General features: G+C 58.3%; 17 protein-coding genes. 14 read left to right on the forward strand and 3 right to left on the reverse strand.

From position 1 onward, the window contains the following. Positions 1-97: 97 nt before the first annotated feature. The 11 genes from AC3WK5_RS23185 to AC3WK5_RS23235 all read left to right on the forward strand — a co-directional run bounded on the left by AC3WK5_RS23185 (position 98) and on the right by AC3WK5_RS23235 (position 14,297). On the forward strand, positions 98-2,914 hold the full coding sequence (locus AC3WK5_RS23185) for an LPS-assembly protein LptD (protein WP_103319644.1): 2,817 nt from the start codon (positions 98-100) through the stop codon (positions 2,912-2,914). Beyond that, positions 2,889-4,211 (forward strand): peptidylprolyl isomerase SurA, encoded by a 1,323-nt coding sequence (gene surA / locus AC3WK5_RS23190; protein WP_173859940.1) that lies wholly within the window; start codon positions 2,889-2,891, stop codon positions 4,209-4,211. Before AC3WK5_RS23185 ends, surA begins: the two co-directional genes overlap by 26 nt. Continuing rightward, entirely contained in the window at positions 4,208-5,197 is a 990-nt protein-coding gene (gene pdxA / locus AC3WK5_RS23195) for a 4-hydroxythreonine-4-phosphate dehydrogenase PdxA (protein ID WP_103319642.1), read from the forward strand. The genes surA and pdxA overlap by 4 nt, the downstream gene beginning before the upstream one ends. Continuing rightward, on the forward strand, positions 5,194-6,012 hold the full coding sequence (rsmA, locus tag AC3WK5_RS23200) for a 16S rRNA (adenine(1518)-N(6)/adenine(1519)-N(6))-dimethyltransferase RsmA (RefSeq protein ID WP_103319640.1): 819 nt from the start codon (positions 5,194-5,196) through the stop codon (positions 6,010-6,012). The genes pdxA and rsmA overlap by 4 nt, the downstream gene beginning before the upstream one ends. 118 nt (positions 6,013-6,130) lie before the next feature. Then, a complete protein-coding gene (gene apaG, locus AC3WK5_RS23205; RefSeq protein WP_103319637.1) occupies positions 6,131-6,511 on the forward strand; it encodes a Co2+/Mg2+ efflux protein ApaG in 381 nt (126 codons plus the stop codon). Next, positions 6,511-7,392 carry a symmetrical bis(5'-nucleosyl)-tetraphosphatase gene (locus tag AC3WK5_RS23210; protein WP_103319635.1) on the forward strand — a complete coding sequence of 294 codons (882 nt, stop codon included), beginning with the start codon at positions 6,511-6,513 and terminating at the stop codon, positions 7,390-7,392. Before apaG ends, AC3WK5_RS23210 begins: the two co-directional genes overlap by 1 nt. Positions 7,393-7,425: 33 nt before the next feature. After that, complete coding sequence (gene glpE, locus AC3WK5_RS23215; RefSeq protein WP_054594314.1) at positions 7,426-7,755, forward strand: thiosulfate sulfurtransferase GlpE; 330 nt, start codon at positions 7,426-7,428, stop codon at positions 7,753-7,755. Positions 7,756-8,042: 287 nt separating this feature from the next. Then, a complete protein-coding gene (locus tag AC3WK5_RS23220) occupies positions 8,043-9,965 on the forward strand; it encodes a PrkA family serine protein kinase (protein WP_054594315.1) in 1,923 nt (640 codons plus the stop codon). A gap of 208 nt (positions 9,966-10,173) precedes the next feature. Further along, positions 10,174-11,445, forward strand: coding sequence for a YeaH/YhbH family protein (locus AC3WK5_RS23225; protein WP_054594316.1), 1,272 nt, complete (start codon positions 10,174-10,176; stop codon positions 11,443-11,445). Further along, a complete protein-coding gene (locus tag AC3WK5_RS23230; RefSeq protein ID WP_103319633.1) occupies positions 11,442-13,004 on the forward strand; it encodes a SpoVR family protein in 1,563 nt (520 codons plus the stop codon). The genes AC3WK5_RS23225 and AC3WK5_RS23230 overlap by 4 nt, the downstream gene beginning before the upstream one ends. Before the next feature lie 63 nt (positions 13,005-13,067). Continuing rightward, complete coding sequence (locus tag AC3WK5_RS23235) at positions 13,068-14,297, forward strand: multifunctional CCA addition/repair protein (protein WP_103319631.1); 1,230 nt, start codon at positions 13,068-13,070, stop codon at positions 14,295-14,297. Between the two features lie 108 nt (positions 14,298-14,405). Here AC3WK5_RS23235 and folK read toward each other — a convergent pair whose 3' ends face one another. Together folK and folB are read right to left on the reverse strand one after the other, a co-directional pair. Next, positions 14,406-14,924, reverse strand: a complete 519-nt coding sequence (gene folK, locus AC3WK5_RS23240) for a 2-amino-4-hydroxy-6-hydroxymethyldihydropteridine diphosphokinase (RefSeq protein ID WP_103319629.1) — start codon at positions 14,922-14,924, stop codon at positions 14,406-14,408. After that, on the reverse strand, positions 14,915-15,268 hold the full coding sequence (gene folB / locus AC3WK5_RS23245) for a dihydroneopterin aldolase (protein WP_103319627.1): 354 nt from the start codon (positions 15,266-15,268) through the stop codon (positions 14,915-14,917). The genes folK and folB overlap by 10 nt, the downstream gene beginning before the upstream one ends. A gap of 74 nt (positions 15,269-15,342) precedes the next feature. On the opposite strand from folB, the gene plsY reads away from it, so the two are divergent. Next, entirely contained in the window at positions 15,343-15,912 is a 570-nt protein-coding gene (gene plsY, locus AC3WK5_RS23250; RefSeq protein WP_103319625.1) for a glycerol-3-phosphate 1-O-acyltransferase PlsY, read from the forward strand. A 36-nt stretch (positions 15,913-15,948) separates the two neighbouring features. Here the strand turns inward: plsY and tsaD are convergent, their stop codons facing one another. Then, positions 15,949-16,974, reverse strand: a complete 1,026-nt coding sequence (tsaD, locus tag AC3WK5_RS23255) for a tRNA (adenosine(37)-N6)-threonylcarbamoyltransferase complex transferase subunit TsaD (RefSeq protein ID WP_054594322.1) — start codon at positions 16,972-16,974, stop codon at positions 15,949-15,951. 199 nt (positions 16,975-17,173) lie between these two features. Between tsaD and rpsU the strand changes: the two genes are divergently transcribed. Together rpsU and dnaG are read left to right on the forward strand one after the other, a co-directional pair. After that, positions 17,174-17,389 carry a 30S ribosomal protein S21 gene (gene rpsU, locus AC3WK5_RS23260; protein ID WP_002551877.1) on the forward strand — a complete coding sequence of 72 codons (216 nt, stop codon included), beginning with the start codon at positions 17,174-17,176 and terminating at the stop codon, positions 17,387-17,389. A gap of 489 nt (positions 17,390-17,878) precedes the next feature. After that, positions 17,879-19,840: a DNA primase gene (gene dnaG / locus AC3WK5_RS23265; RefSeq protein WP_285379220.1), complete on the forward strand. Its 1,962-nt coding sequence runs from the start codon at positions 17,879-17,881 to the stop codon at positions 19,838-19,840. Positions 19,841-19,900 lie beyond the last annotated feature (60 nt).

Genomic DNA, 19,900 nt, shown 5'->3' on the forward strand with positions numbered 1-19,900 from the left:
GGGTCATGCTTTATTATCCAGCATCTTTTTCAGACCATCGAGAGGCGTGCGGCCCACACCGCGGGCAGATGGCACGCAGGAAGCCCGGACTAATAAGATGGCATTGAAATCCCCCGCGTTTCGTAAAAAATTTCCGTTGTTGGTCACCGGCAGTTTGCTGGCCCTGCAACCTCTAGCCACTTCGTTCGTGGTCGCCGCGGAACAGTATGACTGCTCAGTCTCTGCTTCGGGTGCCTGGGACTGCGCGCCAAAAGCCAACGCAGCCCAATTACCACCGCGCCCTGTACATGAGGGCAGCGCGGTCAGTTCGGGCAACGAGTCAACGGCCGAGAGCAGCACTGCAGGTGGCGAAACCGCCAACAAGCCTGTGCTGGTCACCGAAGCCAAGGGCCGCGCCCTGAAGTCGCGTAGCGCCGACTACAGCCACCTCGACTGGGTCCCGCGTGAGAAACTCACCGCTGCCCAATTGGCTGAAACAGGTCCTTATTGCTCTGGTTCCTATATCGAACCAATTCGTCCTGGCATGAATGACACGACGAATAAAAGTGACGCCCCGACGTTTATCGGCGCCAAAGCCTCCCGCTACCAGCAGGATGAACAGGTGGCGACCCTCGCCGGTGACGTGGTCATGCGCCAGGGCAGCATGCAGGTCGAGGCCGATGAAGCCAACCTGTATCAAGCCGAAAACCGTGGCGATCTGAACGGTAACGTGCGCGTGCGCGACAACGGCGCACTGATCGTCGGCGATCACGCTGAAGTGCAACTCGATACCGGTGAAGCCCAGGTCGACAACGCCGAATACGTGATGCACAAATCCCGTGTCCGCGGCAGCGCGCTGTATGCCAAACGTGCCGAGAACGCGATCATCCGCCTCAAGGATGGTACGTACACCACGTGCGAACCGAACAGCAACGCCTGGCAGCTCAAGGGCAACAACATCACCTTGAACCCGGCGACCGGTTTCGGTACCGGGACCAACGTGACACTGCGGGTCAAGGACATTCCGGTGTTCTACACCCCGTATATCTATTTCCCTATAGATAACCGTCGCCAGTCCGGCTTCCTGCCGCCTAGCTTCGGCACCAGCACCAAAACCGGCTTCATGCTGGTCACACCGTACTACTTCAACCTGGCACCGAACTACGATGCCACGGTGTACCCGCGCTACATGAGCAAGCGCGGCATGTTGATGGAAGGCGAGTTCCGCTACCTGACCAAGTCCAGCGAAGGTCAGTTCGGCGCCGCGTACCTCAACGACGATGACACCGAACGCAAGTTGCAGTCCGACTACGAAAAAACCCGCTACCTGCTCAACTGGCAGCACAAAGGCGGGCTGGATTCGCGGGTAATGACCGAGGTCGACTACACCAAAATCAGCGACCCGTATTACTTCCAGGATCTGCAATCCGATCAGATAGGCGTTCAAAGCCGCGACTTCGTGAATCAGCAAGGTGCAGTCACCTACCGTGGCGATACCTACACCGCCCGCGTGAATGCACAGGCATTTCAGCTGGCAACGATCTCCAACATCACGCCGTACAACCGCCTGCCGCAGATCACCTTCAACGGTGCCCTACCGCAACATCCTGGCGGGCTGAACTTCGCCTACGAAACAGAAGCCGTACGGTTTGAGCGGAGCCTGCAAACAGGGAAATATTTCGACCAGGACGGCACCCCGTCCGATCGACTCGACACCAACGTCAACGGTTTGGCACGCGCCAATGGCGACCGCCTAAATCTGGCGCCAACTGTCAGTCTCCCCCTCAACTGGACCTATGGCTTCCTGAAACCATCGCTCAAGTACCAGTACACACAATACGATCTTGATCTCGACGGAACAGGCAAGCAGGAAATCATCGATAACAAAGCTGCTGCTGCGCGAAATGGCACCGACTACATCGGTGGTACGTTTGGTCGTAATCAGAATCGCGGCGTGCCAATCGCCAGCATTGATAGCGGGCTGTACTTCGACCGTAGCACTCAATGGTTCGGCAAGAACTACCGCCAGACCCTGGAACCTCGTCTGTACTACCTCTATGTTCCAGAGAAAGATCAGTCCGACATCCCGGTATTCGACACCGGCGAGTACACGTTTAACTACGCCTCGCTGTTCCGCGACAACCGCTTCTCGGGCTCCGACCGCGTTGGCGACGAGAACAAGTTGTCGCTGGGCGTGACCAACCGCTGGATCGAAGACAACGGTTTCGAACGTCAACGCATCAGCGTTGGCCAGGCCATGTACTTCAAGGACCGCGAAGTACAGTTGCCAGGTATCGATGCAAGAACCCGTGCCGATGCGCACTCCAACGTCTCGCCGTACGCCCTGGAATATGAATACCGCTGGAACCGCGATTGGCGGACCACAGCCGACTACAACTGGGACCCGGACAGCCGCAAACCTCGCTCGGGTAGCGCGATGTTCCACTACCAGCCGGAAGATAATCCAAACAAGGTCATCAACGCCGGTTATCGCTATCGCAATGACCAGATTCGTTACGACCAGACGACGGGTAAATGGACAGTGGGTGGCGGCGACTACGGCACCCCTGGCCAACCTGGCTATGTGAAGGATTACTACAAGATCAAACAGCACGACTTCTCGGTTATCTGGCCAGTCGTGCCGCAATGGAATGCCATCAGCCGCTGGCAGTACGACTACAACCGCAACCGCACCCTGGAAGCCTTCGGTGGTTTCGAGTACGACAACTGCTGCTGGAAACTGCGCCTGATCAACCGTTACTGGGTGTCATATGACGAGTTCAGTCAAGAAGCCCCGCAAAACGAAAAAGGCGACCATGGCGTCTTCCTCCAAATTGTTCTGAAAGGTCTCGGTGGCGTTACTGGCACCAAGGTAGAGAGCTTCCTCGACAAAGGCATTCAAGGTTATCGTGAACGTGAAGACCAAGCTTTCTGATTGTCTGCGCCCGCTGCTGCTGGGCGCGCTGTTCCTGGGTACCGCGGCTAACGCCGCGGTACAGTCCATCGACAAAGTGGTGGCTATCGTCGACAACGACGTGGTCATGCAGAGCCAGCTGGACCAGCGGGTTCATGAAGTTCAGCAAACCATCGCCAAGCGCGGTGGCGGCACACCACCAACCAGCGTGCTGGAACAGCAGGTGCTCGAACGCCTGATCGTCGAAAACCTGCAACTGCAGATTGGCGAACGCTCTGGTATCCGCATTAGCGATGAAGAACTGAACCAGGCTGTCGGCACCATTGCCCAGCGCAACAACATGACTGTAGATCAGTTCCGTGCGGCACTGACTCACGACGGCCTGTCTTACGACGACGCTCGTGACCAGATCCGTCGCGAGATGATCATCAGCCGTGTTCGCCAGCGTCGTGTGGCCGAACGGATTCAGGTGTCCGAGCAGGAAGTGAAAAACTTCCTCGCCTCCGACCTGGGCAAAGTGCAACTCTCTGAAGAACTGCACCTGGCCAACATCCTGATCCCGACACCGGAAAGCGCCAATTCGGAAGCGATTCAGAACGCTGCGCGCCAGGCCATGGAGATCTATCAGCAACTCAAGCAGGGTGCTGACTTCTCTCAACTGGCCATCGCCAAATCCGCGAGCGACAACGCACTGGAAGGTGGCGACATGGGCTGGCGTAAAGCCGCTCAACTGCCACCTCCGTTTGACCGCGAGCTGAGTGCCATGTCAGTGGGCGATGTCACCCAACCGGCACGTACACCGGGCGGTTTCATCATCCTCAAAGTGTTGGAAAAACGCGGCGGCGGCAATCAGGTGCGTGACGAAGTACACGTTCGCCATATTCTGGTCAAACCGAGCCCGATCCGCGACGAAGAAAAAACCAAGGCTCTGGCTCAATCGCTCTACACCCGTATTTCTGCGGGTGAAGACTTCGCTGAACTGGCGAAAAGCTATTCGGAAGACCCGGGTTCTGCCCTTAACGGCGGCGACCTCAACTGGATCGACCCGAACGCGCTGGTGCCGGAATTCCGCGAAGTCATGGCCAAGACCCAACAAGGTCAGCTGTCCAAGCCGTTCAAGACTCAATATGGCTGGCACGTACTGGAAGTCCTTGGCCGCCGCGCCACCGACAGCACCAGCCAGGCCCGTGAACAGCAGGCAATGACCGTACTGCGTAACCGCAAATACGACGAAGAGCTGCAAACCTGGTTGCGTCAGATCCGTGACGAAGCCTACGTTGAAATCAAGCTCCCTGGCGTCGACCAGGCGGCGAAGTGAACCCCAAGCGTTTTGCGCTGACACCCGGCGAGCCGGCCGGCATAGGTCCTGACCTGTGCCTGCTACTCGCCTCGCAAGCCCAGCCACATCCCCTGATTGCCATTACCAGCCGCGCCCTGCTCCTTGAGCGGGCCGCGCAGCTGGGCGTGGTCGTTGATCTGCTGCCGGTAACACCGGACAGCTGGCCGGACATTCCTGCGCCGGCCAACAGCCTGTATGTCTGGGATACTCCGCTCAGCGCACCGGTTACTGCCGGACAACTGGACAAGGCCAATGCCGCCTTTGTCCTGGAAACCCTGACCCGCGCAGGCGTTGGCTGCCTGGACGGGCACTTCGCCGGAATGATTACCGCCCCCGTGCATAAGGGCGTGATCAATGAGTCGGGCATTGCCTTCTCCGGCCACACCGAGTTCCTCGCAGACCTGACTCACACCCCTCAAGTGGTGATGATGCTCGCCACACGCGGCTTGCGAGTCGCGCTGGTTACCACGCACCTGCCGTTGCGGGAGATTGCCGATGCAATTACCCCTGAACGCCTGGAGCGGGTTACACGGATTCTGCACACCGACCTGCAACAAAAGTTCGGCATCGCCCGGCCACGCATCCTCGTTTGCGGACTCAACCCGCATGCCGGCGAAGGCGGACACCTGGGCCACGAAGAAATCGACATCATTGAACCAACCCTGGAGCGTCTGCGCGCTGAAGGCATGGACCTGCGTGGCCCCCTGCCCGCCGACACTCTGTTTACCCCCAAATATCTGGAGCACTGCGATGCGGTGCTGGCGATGTACCACGACCAGGGCCTGCCCGTGCTGAAATACAAAGGCTTCGGCGCGGCAGTCAACGTGACCCTCGGCTTGCCGATCATCCGCACTTCAGTCGACCACGGCACCGCCCTGGACCTGGCTGGCAGCGGAAAAATCGACACCGGCAGCCTGCAAGTCGCCCTGGAAACCGCCTACCAGATGGCCGAGACCCGTTTATGACCGAGCATTACCAACACCGGGCGCGCAAGCGTTTCGGCCAGAACTTCCTGCACGATGCTGGCGTTATCGACCGCATCCTGCGCTCCATTCATGCCAAGCCCGATGACCGTCTGCTGGAAATCGGTCCGGGCCAGGGCGCGCTCACCGAAGGCCTGCTCAATAGCGGCGCCCAACTGGACGTGGTTGAGCTGGACAAGGACCTGATCCCGATCCTCAACCAGCAATTCGCCGGCAAGAGCAATTTCAACCTGCACCAGGGCGATGCACTGAAGTTCGACTTCAACAGCCTGAATGCCGCACCCAACAGCCTGCGCGTGGTCGGCAACCTGCCGTACAACATCTCCACGCCGCTGATTTTCCACCTGCTGAACAACGCAGGCATCATCCGCGACATGCACTTCATGCTGCAAAAGGAAGTGGTCGAACGACTGGCGGCAGGTCCTGGCGGTGGCGATTGGGGTCGCCTGTCGATCATGGTTCAGTACCACTGCCGGGTCGAACACTTGTTCAACGTCGGCCCTGGCGCCTTCAACCCGCCACCAAAAGTCGACTCGGCGATCGTCCGCCTGGTACCGCACGCCGTGCTGCCGCACCCGGCCAAAGACCATCGCTTGCTGGAGCGCGTCGTTCGCGAAGCCTTCAACCAGCGCCGCAAGACCCTGCGCAACACCCTCAAGGCCCTGCTGAGCAATGCTGAAATCGAAGCCGCCGGCGTCGATGGCAGCCTGCGCCCGGAGCAGCTCGATCTGGCGGCCTTCGTCCGTCTGGCTGACAAGCTCAGCGAACAAGTCGCCGAGCAGCCTGCCGACATCTGACAGGTCAGAAGCGTTATCGGGTAGGACACCAGCCTTCCAGTCTGGTTTACTACCCGGTACCTGGCCTAGACTGACCTCAATCAGTTACGCGCCCCGCTTAGCTTTTAAGGCCTCTTGCATGTCCGATCCTCGCTATCAGGTTGACGTCAGCGTCGTCACCCGCTATCTGGCAGAACAATCGCAACCCGAGCAGAACCGCTTTGCCTTTGCCTACACCATTACCGTACAGAACAACGGCCTGCTACCGGCCAGGTTGCTCTCGCGGCACTGGGTAATTACCGATGGCGACGGCCATGTCGAAGAGGTTCGCGGCGCAGGCGTGGTGGGTCAGCAACCGCTGATCGATGTCGGCCAGAGCCACACCTACAGCAGCGGCACCGTGATGACTACCCGCGTTGGCAACATGCAGGGGACTTATCAAATGCTCGCTGAAGACGGTAAACACTTCGACGCTATCATCGCGCCATTCCGCCTGGCGGTGCCCGGAGCCCTGCACTGATGGCGACGTACGCCGTCGGCGACCTGCAAGGCTGCCTTGAGCCCCTGCAATGCCTGCTCAAGCGGGTTGCCTTCGACCCTGCAACGGATCATCTGTGGCTGGTCGGCGACCTGGTCAACCGCGGCCCGCAATCGCTGGAAACCCTGCGCTTTCTCTATGGCATCCGCGAATCGCTGGTGTGCGTACTGGGCAACCATGACCTGCACTTGCTGGCTGCCGGCTACAACATCGAACGCTTGCGCAAAGCCGACACCCTGCGTGAAATCCTCGAAGCCCCGGATCGCGAGGACCTGCTTGAGTGGCTGCGCCAGCAAAAGCTCATGCACTACGACGAACAACGCGATATTGCCTTGGTCCATGCCGGTATACCGCCGCAGTGGTCCCTGCGCAAAGCCTTGAAGTGCGCCGCCGAAGTCGAAGAAGTATTACGTGACGACAACCGCATCGCGCCCTACCTCGATGGCATGTATGGCAACGAACCGCTTAAGTGGGACGGCGACCTTAAAGGTGTTGCCCGCCTGCGGGTGATCACCAACTACTTCACTCGCATGCGTTTTTGCACCAGCGACGGCAAGCTAGATCTCAAGAGCAAGGAAGGCCTCGATAGCGCGCTACCCGGTTACGCCCCCTGGTTCTCACACCAGCAACGCAAGACCCGCGGAAAGAAGATCATTTTCGGCCACTGGGCCGCGCTCGAAGGTAAATGTAACGAACCGGGCATCTTCGCCCTGGACAGCGGTTGTGTCTGGGGTGGCTCGATGACCTTGATGAACGTTGATACCGGCGAGCGCCTGCATTGCAAATGCGATGCCCAGGGCCACACCTTGCCGTATGTCCCCCCAACGACCCCCGAACTATTGTCGGCCAGCGCCAAGCGCTAGGCTGCGCTTTCAGTCAGGCCACAGGAGCCCGCCATGAGCGAATTCAAACGCATCCCCCCAGAACAAGCCCAGGCATTGCGCGAACAAGGCGCGGTGGTAGTCGATGTCCGCGATCCGGCAACTTTTGCCGCACTGCACATCAGCGGATCGAAGCATCTGGATAATCATTCCCTGCACGCATTCATCACCGCCGCCGACCTCGACGCACCGACCGTAGTGGTTTGCTATCACGGTAATTCCAGCCAGGGCGCCGCCGCATATCTGGTCAGCCAGGGCTTTTCCGACGTCTACAGCATGGACGGTGGATTCGAGCTTTGGCGTACGATTTATCCCTCGGAAACAGCGCAAGGCACTGCCGAATAATTTTTTTCACACGCTCCAGCCCACGCCCGCCGTGGGCTGACGAACGGTAGTCATAACAAAACTACGCATTGCCCCCCTTACCTTGCAGATTCCGAACTATCCTTAGCCTCAGGCCATCCAAAACAGGGGAGAGCCGGTACACCGGCGCACGGATCATCGGGAGTAGCTTTCAGGGTTGATAGCTTTGAAGGTGTTCAGGGGGGTAAAAGGCAACTGCACTTTCAGTTGCTTGCCAGCATCCACTGATTGATCCGACGTCGGCTCCACGTATCGAGCGAGGTGACGTCATGAGTATCTTTAGCCACTTCCAACAACGCTTCGAGTCCACACGGCAGGAAGAGCTCACTCTGCAGGAGTATCTCGAACTGTGCAAAAAGGACCGTAGCGCCTACGCGTCCGCCGCCGAGCGACTACTGCTGGCCATCGGCGAACCGGAGTTGCTCGACACCTCGACCAATTCGAGACTGTCGCGCATCTTTTCCAACAAGGTGATCCGTCGGTATCCGGCCTTTGAAGACTTCCACGGGATGGAAGAATGCATCGACCAGATCGTCTCCTACTTCCGCCACGCAGCTCAGGGCCTGGAAGAGAAGAAACAGATCCTCTACCTGCTCGGCCCCGTCGGTGGCGGTAAGTCATCCCTGGCCGAGAAGCTGAAACAGCTGATCGAAAAAGTGCCCTTCTATGCCATCAAGGGCTCCCCGGTGTTCGAGTCTCCGCTGGGGCTGTTCAACGCCACCGAAGACGGCGCAATCCTCGAAGAGGATTTCGGCATTCCGCGGCGCTACCTGAACACCATCATGTCGCCTTGGGCGACCAAACGCCTGGCCGAATTCGGAGGCGATATCAGCCAGTTCCGGGTGGTCAAACTCTACCCGTCGATCCTCAACCAGATCGCCGTGGCCAAGACCGAACCGGGTGACGAAAACAACCAGGACATCTCGGCGCTGGTGGGCAAGGTCGATATTCGCAAACTGGAAGAGTTCCCGCAGAACGACGCCGACGCCTATAGCTACTCGGGTGCACTTTGCCGCTCCAACCAGGGCCTGATGGAATTCGTCGAAATGTTCAAGGCACCAATCAAGGTGCTGCACCCATTGCTGACCGCCACCCAGGAAGGCAACTACAACAGTACCGAAGGCCTGGGCGCGATTCCGTTCACCGGGATCCTGCTCGCGCACTCCAACGAATCGGAGTGGCACACCTTCCGCAACAACAAGAACAACGAAGCCTTCATCGACCGGATCTACATCGTCAAAGTACCGTATTGCCTGCGGGTCAGTGACGAAGTGAAGATCTACGACAAGCTGCTGTTCAACAGCTCCCTGGCCAAGGCCCACTGCGCACCCGACACACTGAAGATGCTCGCTCAGTTCACTGTGCTCTCACGCCTCAAAGAGCCGGAAAACTCGAACATCTACTCAAAAATGCGCGTGTATGACGGTGAAAACCTCAAGGACACCGATCCGAAGGCCAAATCGATCCAGGAATACCGCGACACCGCGGGCGTTGACGAAGGCATGAACGGTCTTTCGACCCGGTTTGCCTTCAAGATCCTGTCGAAAGTCTTCAACTTCGACCCGCATGAAATCGCAGCCAACCCGGTGCATCTGCTCTATGTGCTGGAACAACAGATCGAACAGGAACAGTTCCAGGCGGAAACCCGCGAGCGCTATCTGCGCTTCCTGAAAGAGTACCTGGCGCCGCGTTATATCGAGTTCATCGGCAAGGAAATCCAGACCGCCTACCTGGAATCCTACAGCGAATACGGGCAAAACATCTTCGACCGCTATGTGCTCTACGCGGACTTCTGGATTCAGGATCAGGAATACCGCGATCCGGAAACCGGCGAGATCCTCAACCGCGTAGCCCTCAACGAAGAGCTGGAGAAAATCGAGAAACCGGCGGGCATCAGCAATCCGAAGGATTTCCGCAACGAAATCGTCAACTTCGTCCTGCGTGCCCGGGCCAACAACAACGGCAAGAATCCGACCTGGCTCAGCTACGAGAAGCTGCGGGTGGTCATCGAGAAGAAAATGTTCTCGAACACCGAGGATCTGCTGCCGGTTATCAGCTTCAACGCCAAGGCCAGCAAAGAGGACCAGCAGAAACACAACGACTTCGTTACACGGATGGTCGAGCGCGGCTACACCGACAAACAGGTACGACTGCTCTCCGAGTGGTACCTGCGGGTCAGGAAATCGCAGTAATACGCTGCCGGTCAGACCGGTTGTCGTTAGCCCGGAGCCTGCATGACAAATTTCTGTTACACAGGTTTCAGGAAGGTGTTTGGAAATCGGCAGCGAAGTCCAGGCAACGCGCAGGTGGTACGGGAGGCGCAAGATCGCGCCTCCTGCCCCGCGCCCATTACCGCCAGACTTGCTCGCGATTTCTCAAGACAGCTTCTAAGGAGCAGTCATGAGCTATGTGATCGACCGACGTCTCAATGGCAAGAACAAGAGCACGGTAAACCGTCAGCGGTTTCTGCGGCGCTACCGTGATCACATCAAGAAGGCCGTCGAAGAGGCGGTCAGCCGGCGTTCCATTACCGATATGGAGCACGGTGAGCAAATCAGCATTCCTGGCCGCGATATCGACGAGCCAGTGCTTCACCATGGTCGCGGCGGCAAGCAGACCATCGTGCATCCCGGCAACAAGGAGTTCACCAGCGGCGAGCATATTGCTCGTCCGCCGGGAGGTGGCGGCGGCAGAGGCCCCGGCAAGGCCGGCAACTCCGGCGAGGGCATGGACGAGTTTGTGTTCCAGATCACCCAGGAAGAATTTCTCGAGTTCATGTTCGAGGACCTGGAGCTGCCGAACCTGGTCAAGCGCAACCTGAGCGGCACTGATACTTTCAAGACCGTGCGCGCCGGCATCAGCAACGAAGGCAATCCTTCACGGATCAACATCATCCGCACCCTGCGCTCGGCCCATGCTCGGCGTATCGCACTATCAGGCAGCAGCCGGGAGAAACTGCGGGTAGCAAAAGAGGAACTGGCACGACTTAAACAGGAAGAACCAGACAATTTCGGCGATATTCAGGAAATCGAGGCAGAAATCGAACGCTTGAGCGCGCGCATCAACCGTGTGCCGTTTCTCGACACCTTCGACCTCAAGTACAACCTGCTGATCAAGCAGCCCAACCCCAGCTCCAAGGCGGTAATGTTCTGCCTGATGGACGTTTCCGGCTCCATGACCCAAGCCACCAAGGACATCGCCAAACGGTTCTTCATCCTGCTGTACCTGTTCCTCAAGCGTAACTACGAGAAAATCGATGTGGTGTTTATCCGCCACCACACCAGCGCCCGGGAAGTCGATGAGGAAGAGTTCTTCTACTCTCGCGAAACCGGCGGCACCATCGTTTCCAGCGCCCTGAAACTGATGCAGGAGATCATGGCCGAACGGTATCCGAGCAACGACTGGAACATTTACGCCGCGCAAGCTTCCGACGGTGACAACTGGAACGATGACTCGCCGATCTGCCGAGACATCCTGATCAACCAGATCATGCCATTCGTGCAGTACTACACTTATGTGGAGATTACCCCCCGCGAACACCAGGCCCTGTGGTACGAATACGAGCGTATCAGCGAAGCCTTTTCCGATACGTTTGCCCAGCAACAGCTGGTTTCAGCCGGGGATATCTATCCGGTTTTCCGTGAACTCTTCCAGCGCAGGTTAGTGACATGACCGCCAAAGAGCAGAAGCGCCAACCCATATCCACCGGCTCCGAATGGACGTTTGAGCTGATCCAGGCCTACGACCGGGAAATCAGCCGCCTTGCGGCCCGCTACGCGCTGGATACTTATCCCAACCAGATCGAGGTGATTACCGCCGAGCAGATGATGGATGCCTACGCCTCTGTCGGCATGCCGCTGGGCTATCACCACTGGTCCTATGGCAAACACTTCCTCAGCACCGAGAAGTCCTACAGTCGCGGCCAGATGGGACTGGCCTACGAGATCGTGATCAACTCGGACCCGTGCATCGCCTACCTGATGGAAGAAAACACCATCTGCATGCAGGCACTGGTAGTGGCCCACGCCTGCTACGGCCACAACAGCTTTTTCAAGGGTAATTACCTGTTCCGCACCTGGACCGATGCCAGCTCGATCATCGACTACCTGGTGTTTGCCAAGCAGTACATCATGCAATGCGAAGAACGCCATGGCATCGATGCCGTGGAAGACCTGCTCGACTCCTGTCATGCCCTGATGAACTACGGTGTCGACCGCTACAAACGTCCTTATCCGATTTCCGCGGAAGAAGAGCGACGTCGGCAAAAGGATCGTGAAGAACACCTGCAAAAGCAGATCAACGACCTGTGGCGCACCATTCCAAAAGGCGCAGACAAGTTCAACGAGAAAGACAACGCACGCTTTCCGGCAGAACCGCAGGAGAACATCCTCTACTTCATCGAAAAGCACGCCCCGCTGCTGGAGCCATGGCAACGGGAAATCGTACGGATCGTGCGCAAGATCGCGCAGTACTTTTATCCACAGCGTCAGACTCAGGTCATGAACGAGGGCTGGGCGACGTTCTGGCACTACACCCTGATGAACGACCTGTACGATGAGGGCCTGGTGACCGACGGCTTCATGATGGAGTTCCTGGCCTCTCACACCAGCGTAGTCTTCCAGCCCGGGTTCGACAGCCCTTACTACAATGGCATCAACCCCTACACCCTGGGTTTTTCCATGTACCGCGACATTCGGCGCATGTGCGAAGCCCCTACTGAAGAGGATTACCGCTGGTTCCCCGAAATCGCCGGGACCGACTGGCTGTCTAGCATCAAGTTCGCCATGAGCAGCTTCAAGGACGAAAGCTTCATCCTGCAGTACCTGTCACCCAAAGTGATTCGTGACCTGAAACTGTTCAGCATTCTCGATGACGACCAGAAAGACGACCTGCTGGTGCCAGCCATTCATGACGAAGAAGGCTATCGGACCATTCGTGAAACCCTGGCAGCACAGTACAACCTGGGTAACCGCGAACCGAACATACAGATCTACAGTATCGACCGGCGCGGCGACCGCTCGCTGACACTGCGCCATCAGCAACATGATCGCAAACCACTCGGGGACTCCACCGAGGAAGTGCTCAAGCACCTGCACCGCCTCTGGGGCTTCGATATTCACCTGGAAACCCTGCAAGGTGACCAGGTAATGAAAACCCATCATGTCCCGCCAAAAGGCGAGCATAGCGAGGGCGAATACGGCCGGATGGACCTCGCCGTCATTCATCTTTGATGTCAGCCGGACCTCCGAAAGTTCGACGCAAGGGTTATCCTGTCGGGCTAACGGAGGTTTTTTATGCAGATTTATAAAGTCGGCGGCGCGGTCCGTGATCGCCTGCTCGGCAAGCCTGTTACCGACATCGACTGGGTGGTGGTGGGCGCCAGCACCGAAGAAATGCTCGCCAAGGGCTATCGCCCGGTAGGCGCCGATTTTCCGGTATTCCTTCACCCCAAAAGCGGCGAGGAATATGCGCTTGCCCGCACCGAACGCAAAAGCGGACGCGGCTACGGCGGCTTCACCTTCCATGCCAGTCCGGAAGTCACCCTGGAAGAAGACCTGATTCGTCGCGACCTGACGATCAATGCCATGGCCGAAGACGATCACGGTCGATTAACCGATCCGTATCATGGCCAGCGCGACCTTGAAGCGCGCCTGCTTCGCCACGTTTCCCCCGCGTTCGCCGAAGATCCTCTCCGTGTACTGCGTGTTGCCCGTTTCGCCGCACGTTATGCCGGGCTCGGCTTCACGGTAGCCCCCGAGACCCTGGAGCTGATGCGTCAGCTCAGCGAATCAGGTGAGCTTGAGGCGCTGACCGCAGAACGCAGCTGGAAAGAAATTTCCCGCGCCCTGATGGAAGATCAGCCGCACGTATTCATCCAGGTTCTGCGTGACTGTGGCGCCCTGAAAGTCTTGATCCCCGAGCTTGACGCGCTGTTCGGTGTGCCACAACCCGAAGCCCACCACCCGGAAATCGACAGCGGCGTGCACACCCTGAGCGTTCTCGAGCAGGCCGCCCTGCACAAGCAGCCGCTGACCGTGCGCTGGGCCTGCCTGTTGCATGATCTGGGCAAAGGCCTGACACCCGAGAGCCAGTGGCCCAGACACATCGCTCACGAGCACAAGGGCCTGCATCTGATCAAAGCGGTCAACGAGCGCTTCAAGGCCCCGCGCGACTGCCAGGAGCTGGCGTTGCTGGTTGGCGAGTACCACACCCATGGTCACCGCGCACTGGAACTGAAGCCCTCGACATTGCTGGAATTGCTGCAGAGCTTCGACGTTTACCGACGGCCGCAGCGCTTTGAAGAATTCATCAACGCCTGCGAAATGGATGCCCGTGGCCGCAAAGGCCTTGAGCAGAGAAGTTATCCACAAGCGGATTATTTGCGAGGCGCGGCGACCGCCGCACGCACCGTGGCGGTTCAGCCATTGCTGGAGCTGGGATTCAAAGGCCCGGAGCTGGGCGAGGCGCTCAAGCGCGAACGGCTCAAGGCTCTGAAGGCCTACAAAGAAGCGGCGTCTGCTTGAAAAGCATCGCGGGCAAGCCTTGCTCCTACGAGACCTATGCCGAGCGTGTAAATGGCGTACGACACAATACTGTAGGAGCAAGGCTTGCCCGCGATGGCGTCATCAAGGTCACAGCAGATTCGAAGGGGTCAACTGCTCACCGCGCCACTCAAACGCAACCGGCGCCAATACCTGATCAATCTTCGCCTCACTCCACAGAGAGGCAAAACTTTTACCTACACCCGGATGCACCCTGTCCGGCGCTATCAGCGACAACGGCCACAGCACAAAGGCATTTTTCAGGATTTCCGCTCGAGGCAGGATCAATCCGTCAAAATTGCCCACCAGATCGCCATACAGCAGCACGTCGATATCCAACGGCAAACCCTTGCGATCGGGGGCATAACGACCGTTGTCGGCCTCGATAAACTTCAACCGACGGTCCAGTTCCATCAACGGCAGATCGGTAAACGCCGATACCACGAAATTGAAAAAAGGCCCGCTCTTGATCCCCACCGGCTGACTTTCGAACACCGCCGAACAGCGTATATCCACCAGAAAACCGGCAAGCGCTTCCAGCCCCGCCTGCAAATGAGCTTCGCGCTCGACATTGCTGCCGAGCCCAAGAAATACCTGAGTTAGCGACATCCGCGCTCGATCTCCACGCCCACGCCCGTTGCAGCCGGGATAGCCCCCGGTTTGGTCAGCTTGAGGCGCAGCCAGCTAATCTTGAATTCGCTCATCAAGACTTCGGCCAGACGCTCGGCAAAGGTTTCAACCAGTTGGTACTGCGCCTGCTCGGCGAACGCCTGAATACGTGCCGTCACGCTGGCATAGTCGAGCGCCAGGGTCAGGTCATCACCGGCCGCTGCCGGGCGATTGTCCCAGGCGAAACTCAGATCAAGACGCAGGCACTGACGGATGCCGCGCTCCCAGTCGTAGGCACCGATCACCGTGTCGACTTCCAGGCCCTCGATAAACACTCTGTCCAAGCACTCTTCTCCGCAGCACGACAAGGGCGCAATGCGCCGTTAGAATCAGGGCGTCCTCGCCCGGAATAGTTAGCATGTTTTGGTTACTGGCGATCCTCGCCTACCTGCTTGGCTCTCTGTCCTTTGCCATTTTGCTCAGCCGCCTGACCGGTAACCCCGATCCGCGAATGAGTGGCTCGGGTAATGCCGGCGCCACCAACATGTTACGCCTGGCCGGCAAAAAACTCGCCGTCCTGACCTTGCTCGGCGACCTCTGCAAAGGCCTGCTACCCGTGTTGATGGCAGGGCTTGCGAGCCTCTCGGTACAGCAACAGGCCTGGGTCGGCGTCTATGCCGTGATCGGCCATCTGTATCCGCTGTACTTCCGCTTTCGCGGCGGCAAAGGTGTTGCAACGGCTGCCGGCATGCTGCTGGGGCTTTACCCTCCGGCAGCGCTCCTGGCTATCGGCGCGTGGCTATTGACCTTCTACCTCACACGCACCAGCTCGCTGGCCGCCCTGATCGCCACGCCCCTGACCCTGCCACTGCTGGCCTGGCAGGAGCCGGGAGCATTGCTGCCCATGAGCGCACTGACAGCACTGATCGTCTGGCGCCATCGCGGCAATCTACGCGACCTGTTTGCCGGGCGCGAACGGCATTTTTAAATACTCTTGCCGAGTACGACCCTGACTCACCCGTCTTTACACAGGTGACAACTGCTCCATCGGCCAACGCGCCTGCACGCTGATCGCCAGACTTTCCTGCTGACCGGCCTGTAACCGCTGACACCCGGCAAAAGCGATCATTGCGCCGTTATCGGTGCAGAACTCCGGACGTGCGTAGTAAACGTCGCCCTTCATGTCGCCAAGCATTTTCTCCAGGGACACACGCAAAGCCTTGTTTGCACTGACGCCGCCAGCGATCACCAGACGCTTGAGGCCCGCCTGCTTCAGGGCACGCTTGCACTTGATGGTCAGAGTCTCCACCACTGCCTGCTGGAAGGCCAGCGAGATGTCGCTGCGTGTTTGCTCGCCGTCGTCCCCAGCGCTGACGCACTGCTGCCACGTGTTCAAGGCAAAGGTTTTCAAGCCGCTGAAACTGAAGTCCAGACCCGGCCGATCACACATCGGACGCGGGAACACGAAACGTCCGGCGACGCCTTGCGCGGCCAATCGTGCGATTTCCGGACCACCAGGGTAATTGAGGCCCATCATCTTCGCCGTCTTGTCGAACGCCTCACCGGCAGCATCATCCAGCGTCTCGCCCAACAACTCGTATTGACCGATGCCATCGACTCGAACCAGCTGGGTATGACCACCGGACACCAACAAAGCGACGAACGGAAATTCGGGCGGTTGCGGCTCCAGCATCGGCGCCAGCAAGTGACCTTCCATGTGGTGCACACCCAAGGCTGGAATACCCCAGGCAAACGCCAGTGCCTGAGCGCAGGACGCCCCCACCAGCAAGGCCCCGACCAGGCCAGGACCCGCGGTGTAGGCGATGGCATCGATCTCGGTCGGCACGCAGTCGGCTTCAGCCAACACCTGACGAATCAAGGGCAGCATACGTTTGACGTGGTCACGCGAAGCCAGCTCCGGCACCACGCCACCATAGGCGCGATGCAGGTCGATCTGGCTGAACAGTGCATCGGCCAACAGGCCTTTTTCACTGTCGTAAAGTGCGACGCCGGTTTCGTCGCAGGAGGTTTCTAATCCCAGTACTAGCATGGGTTTGCGCCTTGTTTAGGCTAAATTCGAAGGCGCGCATAATAGTCGCCACGTGATGCCCCGACCAGCGGTTTTCGATCAGAGGCTTTGCATTCCGAGCGATGAGGGGTTAACATCCGCAACCCTTAAAAACCGACGTCTTCAAGTGCACTTTTGCCGCGAGGATGTTGACCCCGGTAATGAATGAAGGTAGCTCTGGATGCCAGCCGTCAAAGTTAAAGAGAACGAACCCTTCGACGTAGCTCTGCGTCGTTTCAAGCGCTCCTGCGAAAAAGCCGGTGTTCTGGCTGAAGTTCGTAGCCGCGAATTTTACGAGAAGCCGACTTCTGAGCGTAAACGTAAAGCAGCAGCCGCTGTTAAGCGTCACGCCAAGAAAGTTCAGCGCGAACAGCGCCGCGCCGTTCGTCTGTACTAATACGCAGACGTTCGTAGCAAGCTTCTGCCAAGCCCGGCCCTCAGCCGGGCTTATGGCATTTGCGGATATCGCTTGATGCTTCACTGTCAAAGCCGCAGACGCGACCGAGACAAACCTGCTTCACACGTCAGACCTGGCTCTTTTGCCAGCGGTGCACGTCTCTTCTGACGAGCCTTCCAAGGCTACTGACGAGCACAACCTTTTACTGATTCCTCTCACGACGATCAGCCCAAGGCACGATTTTGCGTGCCCACTTATGAGCTATCCGAGGCCTCCCTTTGGCCAATGCGGACTCAGCGCAACACTTTCAAACAGTCGAATACCGATGAGCACTAACGCCAGCGGATTTTCGGCAGATACACTTCCCGACAGCGAATACGCAGACGATACCTGGTCGAGCCGCACATCCTCCGCGCCTCAACATAATGACCAGCATCAGGCCGCCTTTCGCGCGGGTTAGATTTTCAGCGCAGTGATGACGAGAACGCCATGGCCGGGCTAATTCCCCAGAGCTTTATTGACGACCTTCTGAACCGCACCGACATCGTCGATGTGGTCAGCTCGCGCCTGCAAATGAAAAAAGCCGGCAAGAACTACACCGCCTGCTGCCCATTTCACAAAGAAAAAACCCCCTCCTTCAGCGTCAGCCCGGACAAACAGTTCTATTACTGCTTTGGCTGCGGCGCTGGTGGCAATGCCCTCGGCTTCATCATGGACCACGACAACCTGGATTTTCCCCAGGCTGTCGAAGAACTGGCCAAAGCCGCCGGCATGGAAATCCCCCGCGAGGAAAGCGGTCGCCCGCATAAACCGCGGCAACCGACCGACTCGCCGCTCTACCCACTGCTGACCGCCGCTGCTGATTTCTACCGCCAGGCACTGAAAAGCCATCCGGCGCGAAAAGCAGCCGTCGACTACTTGAAGGGTCGCGGCCTGACCGGCGAGATCGCCCGCGATTTCGGCCTCGGCTTCGCACCTCCGGGCTGGGACAATCTGTTCAAGCATCTGAGCAGCGACACCCTGCAACAAAAAGCCATGATCGACGCCGGCCTGCTGATCGAGAACGCCGAAACCGGCAAACGCTATGATCGCTTTCGCGATCGCGTAATGTTCCCGATTCGCGACAGCCGCGGGCGCATCATCGCGTTTGGCGGCCGAGTACTGGGCGACGACAAACCGAAATACCTGAACTCACCGGAAACCCCGGTATTTCATAAAGGCCAGGAACTCTACGGCCTGTATGAAGCACGCAAGAATAACCGCAATCTCGATGAGATCATCGTCGTCGAAGGCTACATGGACGTCATCGCCCTGGCCCAGCAAGGCCTGCGCAATGCCGTCGCCACACTCGGCACCGCCACCAGCGAAGAACACTTGAAGCGGCTGTTTCGCGTGGTGCCCAACGTACTGTTCTGCTTCGACGGTGACCAGGCTGGCCGCAATGCCGCGTGGCGCGCCCTGGAGTCAACGCTTACGAGCCTGCAAGACGGACGGCGTGCGCGCTTCCTGTTCCTGCCCGAAGGCGAAGACCCGGACACGCTGATCCGCTCCGAAGGCACCGACGCCTTTCGCGCGCGGATCAATCAACACGCCCAGCCATTGGCAGACTATTTTTTTCAGCAGTTGATCGAGGAGTCCGATCCGCGCTCGCTCGAAGGCAAGGCCCACATGGCCACCCTCGCCGCGCCGCTGATCGACAAAGTCCCGGGAGCCAACCTGCGCACTCTGATGCGCCAGCGCCTGACCGAAATTACCGGCCTGAACAGCGAGGCAGTCAGTCAGCTGGTGCACAGCGCGCCACAGGATGCACCTCCCGCCTACGACCCCGGCATCGATTACGACGCCATGCCGGACTATTCCGACTACCACCAACCGCAAGAGGCCTATGTACCTCAACAGGATTGGACGCCGAAAAAACCGGGCAGCGGCGGCAAGAAGTGGGACAACAAACCCTGGGACAAGAAAGGCAAACGCGACGAGCGGAGCCCACCCCGCACCCCGATTGCTGTCGAGGCCCCCACCTTGATTGCGCTGCGCACACTAATTCATCATCCGCAACTGGCCGGCAAAGTTGAGACCGCCGACCACTTCGCAAATGAAAGCAACACTTATGCGCAACTGCTAATAGCCCTGATCGAGGCCGTGCAAAAAAATCCTAAGCTAAACTCTATCCAGCTAATGGCCCGCTGGCATGGAACCGAGCAAGGACGCCTGCTTAAAGCACTCGCGGAAAAGGAGTGGTTAATTGAAGGTGACAACCTTGAACAACAGTTTTTAGACACCATTACTAGGTTATCAGCGGGTCAGCACACGCAGACCCTCGACGACCTCATCAAGAAAGCACGGCAGCCAGGATTGACTGCCGAGGAAGCGAATCAAATAGCAAATCAGATGCGCGACCTACTAAAACGGAATGTTTCCGCATCAAACCCGACCTCAAGTGGCGCGTGAGGTCATAGCTAAGGTATAATCCTCGGCTTGTTTTTTGCCCGCCAAGACCTTCAGTGGATA

The sequence above is a fragment of the Pseudomonas sp. FW306-02-D09B genome, assembly GCF_058782685.1.